The sequence below is a fragment of the Chryseolinea serpens genome, assembly GCF_900129725.1.
Taxonomy (GTDB): Bacteria; Bacteroidota; Bacteroidia; order Cytophagales; family Cyclobacteriaceae; genus Chryseolinea; species Chryseolinea serpens.
In genome coordinates, this window is sequence record NZ_FQWQ01000005.1 from 289,669 (window position 1) to 301,810 (window position 12,142).

A 12,142-nucleotide genomic window follows, 5' to 3' on the forward strand; every position below is an offset into this window, starting at 1 on the left:
TTGCACCGGGCGTTATGATGGGAAAGCCCTACGGGCTTGAGCGCAAATTTCTTTTGTCAGTTCACCCATGGTTATTCAACCCCAGGCTGTCCTACTAAGGCGCGTCTTAATTAACAACCCCCGGCCTACCCCGGCGCGCTCACCCCAACCAGCTCCTGCAACGTTCGATCTGTTAAAATTTCCGCAATCGTTGTAGCCGGCGAAAGCATCAATAAAATTACATGAAGGGTGAATCACCGCAACGTTTCGGTAGCTTTGGGAGTTAAATAACCTGGACGACCCGCTCAATAAACCATGGGGCTGTCCTAAAACAAACGATATGAATACGATACAACTTCTTGGACTTGCTGCAGGAATGTTAACGACGATAGCCTTTCTTCCCCAGGTGATCAAAACCTGGAAAAGCCGTTCGGCAAAGGACCTCTCGTTGGGTATGTTTTCCCTTTTTTGCTTGGGCGTAGCGTTGTGGCTGGCCTATGGCATCTTGGTGCGCGACATTCCCGTGATTGCCGCTAACATGCTCACGCTCATGCTGGCCTCCACCCTTCTCTTCTTCAAACTCCGCTTCAAAGACTAAGCTGCTCCCACGACGTCTGTTGGTAGTCGCGGTGGGCAAAGTACACGACCACCAGTTGGGCTGGGATGGCCGCCCACAGCAACACCGGCAGATAGGTAACGCCATAGTGGATCAGTCCCAACATCCCGATCATCACGCCGGTCAAAAGCCCGCGCGCCAGGTTGCCGCTTTGGGTGCGCAGGCTGGGCGCCATGGAAAACGGCAGATACCGTTTGGAGATCGTGACCAGCAAAAGCACCATGATCATATTATTGAACAGGCCGAAAACTAAATCAGGCCACACACGCCACCCCCAAACGTACAGGATGATGACGCTGATCACCGCATAGCCCGGAACAAACAAGCGTGCAAAGATCGCCTTGATCGTGCCGCTCAGAATTTCACCCGGTGCCGCCAAGGGTGCGGAAAAATAGATCCAGCTTGCCTTGAAGTCATCGGAGTACGGGATCTCGTGACACGCCACCTGTTGCACCATGAACATGAGGTAGATCAGCACCAAATGATAGTTGGATTCCGAGAGATGGGCCAGCGTGGATTCCAGCGAATCTTTGCTGCGAAAAATAAAGATGAATCCCAGGATCAGCACATACCCATACGCCGGGTAGATCTTCAGCTTGATCTTCCTGTCGCGCGACAACAATTTGGAAACCATATCGAAAGCGCCCTGCTCGACCGACGAGGCCGTGAACCAGCGACGCGACGGAAGGGCTGCACTTTGAACCACCACTTTTTTTGTTTTTGATTCGTCCACACCGCCGCTCAGCGCGCTGAGCTTCCGGTTGAAAATGGGCGTCAAATACGTGTTGACGACATACATGCCGGCAAAGGGCACAATCAACGCGCAGGCAGTTAACCCCAGGTGAAGACCGTCGAAAAGATGGAGCTTCACCATTTCCAATGCGCCGGCCATCCACAGGGGTGGAATGAGAAAACTCCAGGCGTCGAGGCTGAATTCAAAAAACTCGCCCGTAAACCTTCCCATCATGCGCGGCAGGATCTGGTAGCTGCCCATCACCGCCACGGCCATGATGATCTGAAAATAATTGATGATGTTTTTTAATTTCTCCTCGCTGGAAAATTGCATGACCAGTAAGTAGAAGGCATTGGTGATGAACACGGCCGTGAGGATGGCGAGCACAACGCCCACACCAAACGCCAGCAGCACCGCCCATCCGTGCATGAAGAACACCACCATGCAGGGAACGATGGACAGTCCCAGCGCCAGTTGCCCGAGGTAAAGCATGATGTGCGTGGCGCGCGCCACAAAGAGCGTGCGACCGTCAACGGGCCGGGGCAGGATGATGGTGTTGTCGCTGGTGTCGAGCAGGATGGAAGAGAAGTCGGTGATGAGCGTCATCACGATCATGACCATGAGATAGCTGAAGAACACTGTCATGGCAAAGCGGAACGAGGGGATGGCGCTGAGCAGGAAGCCGATGAAGAGACCAAAAATGATATAGACGAATACCGTTTGCCAGAACGTGTTGCCCGATTCTTTTGCTTTTTTCTGAAAGGTGACCAGTTGCCGCCGGTTGTCCATCACGATCTTGATGGCCACGATGGCCCGCACTTGTTCGTAGTCAGCACCCAGCAACCTGAAGATCCAGGCGAAGGCGTCCAGCACGGTCAGGAGAATTTTTTCCATCATTAACTTTTCAACACGTCGATAAAGTGACCTGCGGCGGAGGCGTGTTCGCGGTTGCCCGTGAGGTCGGTAAATATTTTTTCAAGCGAGCCGGTGGCCTGGGCGTTCAGTTCGGCGAAGGTGCCGTTGGCGATCATCTCGCCTTTGTTGATGATGATGATGCGGTCGGAGATCTTTTCCACCACGTCCATGAGGTGTGAACTATAAAAGATGGTCTTGCCGGCGTGTTTGAGCTGCGAAAGAATTTCCTTGACCAGGATGACCGCGTTGGCATCCAGACCCGACAGCGGTTCGTCCAGGAAGAGCAACGCGGGGTTGTGGATCATGCCGGCGATGAGCAGTACTTTTTGCCGCATGCCCTTGGAGAAGGTGGTCATGCGCGAGTCGCGGTGTTCGCTGAGTTCGAAAAGCTCCAGCAGGTCTTTGGCTTTTTTATCGACCACGGTCAGGTCCATCTTGTAGAGCTGGCCGATGAAATACAAATATTCCAACGGTGTGAGTGTGTCGTAGAGTGCGGCGTTCTCAGGAATGTAGCCGATCTGTTTTTTTACCTCCACGGGTTGCTTGCGGATGTCCAGCCCCAACACCGTCACGTCGCCGTCAAAGTCGGGAATGATGCCGGTCAGGATCTTGATGGTGGTGCTTTTGCCGGCCCCGTTGGGCCCGATGTAGCCGATGATCTCACCTTGGCGGATGGTGAGGTCGATGTTTTTTAGAACGGTCTCGGTATAGGTTTTCGACAGGTTCCGGGCGACGATCACGGAGTTTTCCATAGGGGAAAAGGAAGTTAGCGTGTATTACAAGTATACGCATTATTTGAATTTCCGGCTCACCGCCAACGCTAGGTCGGCTTCGTGGCCACCGCCAGGATGGTGCGGATGCTGGAATCAAAACCGTCGACGGTGGTGGGCTTGGTGAGGAATTGATGGGCGCCGGCCTTGAGACAGTATTCTTTTTCGGCGGGGGTGGAGGAGGTGGTGAGGATCACCACGGGAATATGTCGCAGGTCGTCGTCGGCCTTCAGACGGGCCAGCACATCGCGGCCGTGGAGCTTGGGGATGTTCAGGTCGAGGAGGATAACGTTGGGGAAATTTTTACCCATTTTGAGAAATGAAATCACTTTGTCGCCCTGCTTTATAACGTCCAGTGTGAAGTGCACCCCCTTTTCACGGAGCACGTCTTCCATGAGTTCGACGTCGTCCTGATCGTCTTCAACCAAAAGTATTTTCAGCGGATCCACAAAAGCGGGTTGGCACAGAATTTAAGTACACCAAATGTAAATTTTATTTTGAGTAATTCTTCTCCCGATATGGCTAAAATGAAGGAGGTCGCGGAAACAAAACTTTCGGACCCGAAAATTGTTGGCATCGGCGCTTCGGCCGGTGGCATGGAGGCGCTTCACGACCTGTTCGATTACCTGCCCGCCAACACGGGCTTTTCCTATGTGGTGGTCCAGCATTTATCGCCCGACTATAAAAGTCTCATGGCCGATCTGCTCTCGAAGCATACCGCCATGCGGGTGCGCGAGGCCGTCGATGGTTGCGAGATCGAACCGGATTGCATCTACGTGATCCCCAGCAAGAAATTAATGACGGTCGAGAACCAAAAGCTTCGTCTTGTCGAGAAGCTAAAGGGAACGGGCCCCAACACCGCCGTGGATATCTTTTTTGCGTCCTTGGCCGAAGACGTTGGTGACCGGGCCGTGGGTGTCGTGCTTTCGGGCACCGGTACCGATGGGTCAAAAGGCATCGAGGCCATCAAGCGTCGTGGCGGGATCGTGATCGTGCAAGACCCATTAACCGCCGCCTTCGACGGCATGCCCAACAGCGCCATCGCCACCGGCTATGCAGACCTGATCGTGCCGCCCGAAATGATCGGCGAAGAATTGCTGGAGTTCATTCGGGACGAGCCGCTCGTGCAATCGTTTCACAGCATGAACCGGCAGGATGAAAAAAGCCTGCGTGAGTTGTTGGAACTCCTCCACAAGAATACAAAACACGACTTCAATCAATACAAGCGGCCCACGCTGTTGCGCCGACTGGCCAAACGCATGTCGGAGGTGGGAGCGGTCGATCTCGAATCCTATCGCCAGTATATCCGGGAGAACGATGACGAGCTGAAGATCCTCGGACGTGAATTCCTGATCAACGTCACGAAATTTTTTCGCGACGGCGATGCCTTCGAGTGTTTGCGCACGCAAGCCATCCCCAACATTCTTTCAAAGAAGTCGGCAGAAGACACTATAAAAGTCTGGGTGGCCGCCTGCAGCAGCGGTGAGGAAGCCTACACGGTGGGAATGCTGTTCCGCGAATGCATGGAGAAGACCGGCGTGCTGCCTTCCAACCTGAAGATCTTTGCCACCGACATCGACGCCGACGCCTTGGAAACGGCTTCGCGTGGCGTGTATAACGAAGGTATCGCGCGTGATGTGCCACCCGCGTTGTTGAAGAAATATTTTATCGAAGAAGGAAAATCCTATCGCGTGGCGCCGGAGTTGCGTAAACATGTGGTGTTTGCCAATCACGATCTGTTGAAGGACCACCCGTTCAGCCACATCGACCTCATCCTTTGCCGCAACATGTTCATCTACATCAACCCGGTGTTGCAGCGCAGGGCGTTGAAGAAATTTCATTTCGCTTTGAAGATGGATGGCTATTTAATGCTGGGTCCCAGCGAGAACATCGGACCCTTGAAGGAGGCCATGCTCGAGCTGAACCGTAAATGGAAACTCTACCAATGCACCACCAAAGTAGCGCTGTCCGACGGCGAGACGATGCTGGTGCCGCTGGAAAGGTCCGCATTTCCTCAAGTCCCAACCCATGCGCGCAACCCGCAATCCAACATGGCCGAGATCCTGAAAGACACGCTGCTGGAAGACCGGAAGATCGTGGCCCTCATCATTGACCGCGAATTCAAAGTGAAGCAAGCGGTGGGCAGCTATAAGAATTTTCTGCACTTCCCGGACGACATCTTCAATTTCAATTTGCTGAAGTTGGTGGCGCCAGACCTGGCCGTGGCCCTGGGCGTGACCGTGCGTCGTGCCATCGCGTTGAACGAGAAAAGTGTGCTGAGACGCGTGACGGTTCACCACGAGTCGTCGCCGCGCTTTGTCAATATTATCGTGAAGCCCTATCTCACGCAAAAGGAATTTCAAGAGCCTTTCCTCTCCGTGGTCCTGGAAGAAGACCACGTGGAACCCCGCGCCATGAAAACCATCGATCCGGCTCTGGCCGGCGACCTGGACCGCATCACCGAACTGGAACGCGAACTGATCGACACCCGTGAAAATCTCCAGGCCGTGATCGAAGAACTGGAAACGGCCAACGAAGAAATGCAGGCCAACAACGAGGAGATGATCTCCACCAACGAGGAACTGCAAAGCACCAACGAAGAACTCCAATCGCTGAACGAAGAGTTGCACACCGTCAGCGCCGAACACCAGTCGAAGATCCAGGAACTGTATGAACTCAACGACGACCTGAACAACTATTTCAATAACTCCGACATCGGGCAGATCCTGGTCGACCGCAAAATGGTGATCCGGAAGTTCAGCCCGTCCTCGCGGCGCATGGTCAATTTTATAGACGCCGACATCGGCCGCTCCCTGGTGGACATCACGACCAACATCCCCAGCGTGGACATGATCGATCAGATCCGGAAAGTCATTGCCACGGGCGAATTGGTGGCGAAAGAGATCGAGACGACCGATCATCATTTCTACCTGATGCGGCTAAGTCCCTACGTGCGACGCGACAAGAGCATCGATGGCGTGGTGATCAATTTCATCGACATTTCACAGATCAAGCGGCTCGATGGCATCATCCAGGGGATCTTCAAAAGTTCAACCAGCGGCATTGCCGCCAAGCGCGCCGTTCGCGACAAGCAAAGAAAGATCGTGGACTTCGAATACCTGGCCGTGAATGAGGCCGCCGAGAAAATGTTCAAAGTAAAACCCGGCTCGTTGGCGGGTCAAAAACTGTTGCGCATGTTCAACAACGACAAGACCTATTTCGACATGTACGTGAACGTGGTGGAGACCGGCGTGCCCGTGCGCCTCGAATTTTACCAGGAGGCCACCGACAAATGGTACGACACCACCGTGGTGAAAATGCTCGACGGCGTGGTGACTACCTATACGGACATCACCAAACGGAAAAAAGATGCCGACATCATCGCGCGCAACTACGAAGACCTCGAGATCACTTCTCAAAAACTTTCCGAAAGCAACATTCAACTGGAACGCTCCAATTTCGATCTGCTGCAATTTGCCTCTGTGGCGTCGCACGATTTGAAAGAGCCCCTGCGCAAGATCCAGGCGTTTGGAAATTTGTTGCAATCCAAGATCAACGGTAAACTCTCAGAAACTGAAACCGGCTATTTCGACAAAATGATAAACGCCTCCAACCGCATGCAGTACCTCATCGACGATGTGCTCACGCTTTCGAAGCTCTCCAACAACGGCATCGTGAAAGAGACGACCGATCTCAAGGCGCTGGTGAAGGAAATTTGTGGCGACCTTGAAGTTTCCATCCGCGATAAGAAGGCGGTGATCACGATCGGCGACCTGCCGTATATCGATGCCGTGCCCGGGCAGATGCGGCAGGTATTCCAAAACCTCATTAGCAATGCGCTGAAATTTGCGGGCCCCCATCCGCCGGTCATCAGCATCGGACAAAAACCCGTGAGCCCGGAGTATGTGGAAATGCTGGGTATTTCTCCCGAGAACTTCACCTGCGTGGAAGTGAGCGACAACGGCATTGGGTTCGAGAACGAGTACAGTGAAAAGATCTTCGGCATCTTCCAGCGGCTGCATGGCCGGAACTTTGAAGGTACAGGCATCGGGTTGGCTATTGCCCGAAAGATCGTGGAGAACCATGGCGGCCACATCTTTGCCCGGAGCGAGGTGAACAAGGGAGCCACCTTCCGGGTGATCCTGCCCATCACACCCCAATCCAGCATCGGCGCGCGGTAGAGCAGGAACGTACACTTTACTGTTCAAATCTGATCAGCGCCGTGGTCACAAAACCCTCATGGAGAAACAAAAAACGCGGTTTTGCCGGCCGGCATTGTTCTTGAGTGGCTTCGCGCGACAAACAACGCCCCATGACCACCCTCTTCAGAATCCTCGCCCTGATCGCCCTTCTCTACCTGACCGAGGGCATTCAAAAAGCCGTAGGACAACCGGTGAAGCAGGCCCGTTCCGTCAAATTCTTTGAGAATGTGGTGCTGGAAACGTCCGACCACACCGTGGTGCAGATCCACGAATGCAAAACTGCCGGGGTCGCGATCAAGGCCGATGCGGCATGGATCGACAAAATAAAAACGTCCGTCAGCGGCACGACGCTGACCGTGCACGTCGATGAAAAAAATGCCGACGATGGTAATGTAGAGATCTGTATCCAGTTGCCCATCCTCCGAAAAATTTCACTGAATGGCGGTGGCTATGTACAAGTAATCGATGGCAACCTGGGCGCAGACCTGGAGACGAGCATTACCGGCGGCGGCCGCATAAAATTCGAGGAGAAGTCGCACGTACAAAATCTCTTTGGCCGCGTGAGTGGCGGCGGCACCGTGGAAGCGTTGAACCTGATGTCGGAAAAGGCGAGCATATTGATCGTTGGAGGGGGCGAAGTGATGCTGCAGGTTCACGAGGCGCTGGAGGGAAAAATTATCGGTGGCGGCAACATTTTGTATGAAGGCGATCCCCAGGTTTCTTCACAGATCAGCGGCGGCGGCCGGGTGGCCAGCCGGTATTCCCTGTTTCCGGCGTTGTAACCAACCCCATCCTGCGCGGTATCATCAGCATGATCCTTTAACCTTACCCCATAAAAAATATGATCCGCAATCAACTCCGGTTCTCGGCAAGAGTTTTTCTGAAAGACAAATTCTTTTCGATCCTCAACATGCTCGGCCTGGCGCTGGGCATTGCTGTTAGCATTATTTTATTGTTGATCCTGCAAAACGATCTTTCCTACGATAAGTATCACGCCAACTACAAACGCATCTACCGGCTGGGCGGTCACCTGCAAGCAACGGGCGTGGATGGCCGGAGCGCACGCTCGGCGCGCGAGTTGGGTGCCATCCTCAAAGCAGAGTTCCCCGAAGTGCAGGAAGTCGTACGGGCCAACAGTTGGGATCGCACCCTGTTGAAATACGAACCCAAGGACGGTGAAGAGAAAGCGTTTTACGAAGAGAACATCGTGCGCACAGACTCCACCTACTTCCAGGTCTTCACCCACAAATTTATCGCCGGCGATCCGAAGACGTGTCTGCGTGATCTGCGGACGCTCGTCGTCACCGAATCGACGGCCAAGCGCTATTTTGGCGACGACAACCCGCTCGACAAAAGCCTCATCCTCGATGGCACGCCCTGGAAAGTGACGGCCGTGATCGAAGACGTTCCGGAAAACACCCACCTGAAATTCGACATCCTGCTCTCGCGCCTGGTAGACCGTGAGTGGGTGATCGAAAACGGCGCGGTGAAGTCGGAAGCGTTTTGGAATCCCGATGTGTACACGTATCTGTTGATGCCCGACCACTACAACCCAAAAGATTTCATGGCCAAGTTCCCGGCCATCTATACGAAATATTTCAAGTCGTTCGGCGACCAGGTGGGAGGCAAATACACACCCATCCTCGAACCGCTGGCGGACATTCACTTTAACTCCACCCTCCAGGCCGACGAGCCCCATGGCAACAAGGCCTATCTCTATGCCTTCACAGGCATCGGCATCTTCATCATTTTGCTGGCCTGCATCAACTACATGAATTTGTCGACAGCCAAATCGGTGAACCGCGCTGGCGAGATCGCTATGAAGAAGACGCTGGGCTCCTCCAAGCGCGCGTTGGTTTTCTCCTTTTTGATGGAATCCGTTTTCTTGTCAATGCTCTCTCTGGTGTTGGCCATCGGGTTGGTGTTTTTCGTACTGAAAGGAACATCGTTCAACACCCTGGTAGGCAAAAACCTGTCGCCCGATTTTCTGCACAACCCGTTGTTGTTGTTTGGATCCATCGGCATTGCATTGGGCATCGGCATCATTTCGGGATTGTATCCCGCGTTCTACCTGCCGGGCATTCCCACGATCACGGCCCTGAAGGGCGCCTTTAAAAACCGGAAGTCGAGCCACGTGCTGCGGCGCGTGTTGATCACCACGCAGTTTGCCATCTCGATCTTTGTGGTCGTGTGCACGCTCTTCATGCAAGACCAGATCGACTTCATGCGGTCGCGCGAATTGGGATTCAACAAAGAAAATGTGGTGGTGTTGCCCATCCTCGACACGCTGGTGCAGCACCAGCTGACGGGTATCAAAAATGAATTTCTTCAAAACCCCAATATCACGGCCGCGACCACATCGTATAGCATCCCAGGCATGAACGTAGACGGTGGCTCCGTGATGATGGCCGAATCGAAAGAAGGCATGACGCAGCAGCGGTTCACGGGCATGTTCGTGGGCGACGATTATCTGAAAACCATGGGCATTACGCTCGTGGATGGCAGGGACTTTCAGACCGGACCCAAGGCGGATGTGAGCGATGTATTTATTGCGAACGAAGCCGCCGTGAAGCTGATGGGCTGGGGCAAGGACTCCACGGATCGACAAGGTCCCATCGGCAGGAAGCTGAAGTGGTTCCACGCCGAGAAAGATGGTCACATCATTGGGGTGGTGAAAGATTTTAATTTCAATTCATTACACAATGCCATCGAGCCGTTGATCATCGTGAAGGTCGACACCGAAGGCGGTTGGCTGCACTTGCGTGTGAAAGGCGAAAACCTGCCCGAGACCATGGCCTACATCAAAAAGAAATGGGCGGAATTCGACCCGAACCACCCCTACGAATATTTCTTCCTCGACGAACGCTTCAACGCCCAATACAAGGAAGACGAAGTCCAGCACACGTTGCTGTCCAACCTGGCCTACATCTGCATGTTCATTTCGTTGCTGGGATTGTTGGGGCTGTCCGCCTTCACGGCTGCGCAACGCACCAAAGAGATCGGCGTCCGCAAGGTGCATGGCGCCTCGGTGCCGCATATTATTTTCCTGTTGTACAAAGATGTGATGTACCTCATCCTGACGGCGGCCGTCATCATCGTGCCGCTGGCCTATTACGTGATCGAGAAATGGATGGGCAACTTTGCCTATCAAACCTCGCTGAATGTCTTCACGTTCGTAGGGGTCGCGCTGACGGCGTTGGTCTTTTCGTTCTTCACGGTGGCCTTTCACAGCCTGAAAACGGCGCGGATGAATCCCGTGAACGCGCTAAAATATGAATGATCATTTGTCACCGGGAGATGCTCCAGGCGTCTCCCGGTGAAATCGAAAACCGGTCAGACGCAATAGTCCATGTCTTCCGCATGTTTTGTGAGAATGGGCACGCCGCGCTTTCGCATCTGATTTTTCGCCCATCCGCTCAGCAGGGCAATGAAAGGGACCAGGTCGTGCCCGTCTGGCGCAAGGGTGTATTCCACGCGGGGAGGGAGTTCGGCGTATTCGTGCCGGGTGATGAGACCGTCGTCTTCCAGCTCACGCAAGGCCTGCGTCAACATTTTCGGGGTCACGCCGATGAGGCCCTTTCGAAGCTCTCCATAGCGACGCGTTTTTTGACTCAGGTGCCAAAGGATGCGGCCCTTGTATTTGCCACCGATCCGCTGAAAAGCGTAGTCTACGGAACACTGCTCCATCATTTCTTTTACCTCGGTTTTCATGCTGGGAAGATTTTTGTGTGCGATCATATTGGGCGTGGTCATGCTTTCGAAACCCCTGCTGTTCCTGGAAAATTTCAAAATTCTTTGATTTTTTTCTCGCTGGTACTCAGCATTGCTATCCTTTTGGTGCGCAGGTTACCAAAAAGTGCATACTTGATGATGAACGGAGACCGACCCAGTTTTGCTTCATAAAACAACACATTTTTATGAAAGCCATTCATCTAACGAAATTCGGTCTCGAAAATCTGCAGCTGGTAGAAGCGAAGACACCGGAGCCTGCACCCGGCGAGGTGCTCATCAAAGTAGAGGCCGTCTCCCTGAACTATGTCGACCTTGCCGTGACCAAGGGATTGTACAATCCGGCATTAGTGCTTCCCCGCATCCCGGTGTCGGATGGGGCCGGCGTCGTTGAAAGGGTCGGCGATGCGGTCACACGGTTCAAAAAAGGCGACCGGGTGATGGTACACTACTACCAAAAATGGCTGGCCGGCAAACGAACATGGGCCATGGCGCACAGTCAGGCTGGTCAGGCAACGCAGGGTTCGCTGGCAGAATACGCCGTCTTTCCCGAGGATGGGCTGGTGCGCATTCCCGATTCCCTCACGGCCGTGGAAGCTTCCACGCTTCCCATCGCCGCACTCACGGCCTGGACTGGGTTGATCGAGCAGGGTCAAGTCACCACCGGCCACACCGTGCTCACGCAAGGAACGGGTGGTGTCTCCATCTTTGCCCTGCAGTTTGCCAAAGCCGTGGGCGCGCGCGTCATCGCCACCTCCAGCGCCGACGCCAAACTGGAAAAATTAAAAGCCCTGGGCGCCGACGAGGTGATCAACTACAAAACCAACCCCGCCTGGCACGAGGAAGTGTTGCGCCTGACGGGCGGCGAAGGTGTAGAGGCCACGTTGGATGTAGGTGGAGCGGAAACCATCGGGAAGTCCTTGCTGGCGCTTCGCATGCATGGCTATGTTGGGTTGGTTGGTTTTATCACGGGCGCAACGTTGCCCATCGACTTTTTTAGAATGGTCAACGCCTGTCTGCGCGTGCAAGGCTTGTCGGTGGGCAGCCGCGGAAGCTTCGAGAACATGGCGCGCGCTGTCGACAGCACAAAACTGAAGCCTGTGATCGATACGATCTACCCGATTGAAAAAACACAAGAGGCTTTCCGCCACATGGAGAGCGGATCGTTTGTGGGAAAGATCGTCGTGACGATTTGATT

General features: G+C 53.9%; 9 protein-coding genes. 5 read left to right on the forward strand and 4 right to left on the reverse strand.

Annotation, left to right across the window (positions count from 1 at the left end; genetic code table 11):
- The first annotated feature begins 319 nt into the window (after nucleotides 1-319).
- Nucleotides 320-577, forward strand: coding sequence for a SemiSWEET transporter (locus tag BUB30_RS29275; RefSeq protein WP_073141771.1), 258 nt, complete (start codon nucleotides 320-322; stop codon nucleotides 575-577).
- Here the strand turns inward: BUB30_RS29275 and BUB30_RS29280 are convergent.
- From BUB30_RS29280 to BUB30_RS29290, 3 genes are all read right to left on the reverse strand, one after another.
- On the reverse strand, nucleotides 567-2,222 hold the full coding sequence (locus BUB30_RS29280; RefSeq protein WP_143165131.1) for a hypothetical protein: 1,656 nt from the start codon (nucleotides 2,220-2,222) through the stop codon (nucleotides 567-569). The genes BUB30_RS29275 and BUB30_RS29280 overlap by 11 nt on opposite strands.
- A 2-nt stretch (nucleotides 2,223-2,224) precedes the next feature.
- Entirely contained in the window at nucleotides 2,225-2,995 is a 771-nt protein-coding gene (locus tag BUB30_RS29285) for an ABC transporter ATP-binding protein (protein ID WP_073141773.1), read from the reverse strand.
- Nucleotides 2,996-3,063: 68 nt separating this feature from the next.
- Nucleotides 3,064-3,462: a response regulator gene (locus BUB30_RS29290; RefSeq protein WP_073141774.1), complete on the reverse strand. Its 399-nt coding sequence runs from the start codon at nucleotides 3,460-3,462 to the stop codon at nucleotides 3,064-3,066.
- A gap of 69 nt (nucleotides 3,463-3,531) precedes the next feature.
- On the opposite strand from BUB30_RS29290, the gene BUB30_RS29295 reads away from it, so the two are divergent.
- The 3 genes from BUB30_RS29295 to BUB30_RS29305 all read left to right on the forward strand — a co-directional run bounded on the left by BUB30_RS29295 (nucleotide 3,532) and on the right by BUB30_RS29305 (nucleotide 10,495).
- On the forward strand, nucleotides 3,532-7,194 hold the full coding sequence (locus tag BUB30_RS29295; RefSeq protein WP_084138459.1) for a chemotaxis protein CheB: 3,663 nt from the start codon (nucleotides 3,532-3,534) through the stop codon (nucleotides 7,192-7,194).
- 131 nt (nucleotides 7,195-7,325) lie between these two features.
- On the forward strand, nucleotides 7,326-7,997 hold the full coding sequence (locus BUB30_RS29300; RefSeq protein ID WP_143165132.1) for a GIN domain-containing protein: 672 nt from the start codon (nucleotides 7,326-7,328) through the stop codon (nucleotides 7,995-7,997).
- A gap of 59 nt (nucleotides 7,998-8,056) precedes the next feature.
- Complete coding sequence (locus BUB30_RS29305; RefSeq protein ID WP_073141777.1) at nucleotides 8,057-10,495, forward strand: ABC transporter permease; 2,439 nt, start codon at nucleotides 8,057-8,059, stop codon at nucleotides 10,493-10,495.
- 53 nt (nucleotides 10,496-10,548) lie between these two features.
- Here BUB30_RS29305 and BUB30_RS29310 read toward each other — a convergent pair whose 3' ends face one another.
- Nucleotides 10,549-10,926 (reverse strand): winged helix-turn-helix transcriptional regulator, encoded by a 378-nt coding sequence (locus BUB30_RS29310; RefSeq protein WP_073142460.1) that lies wholly within the window; start codon nucleotides 10,924-10,926, stop codon nucleotides 10,549-10,551.
- Between the two features lie 206 nt (nucleotides 10,927-11,132).
- Between BUB30_RS29310 and BUB30_RS29315 the strand changes: the two genes are divergently transcribed.
- Nucleotides 11,133-12,140, forward strand: coding sequence for a zinc-dependent alcohol dehydrogenase family protein (locus BUB30_RS29315; RefSeq protein WP_073141779.1), 1,008 nt, complete (start codon nucleotides 11,133-11,135; stop codon nucleotides 12,138-12,140).
- Nucleotides 12,141-12,142: the final 2 nt, after the last annotated feature.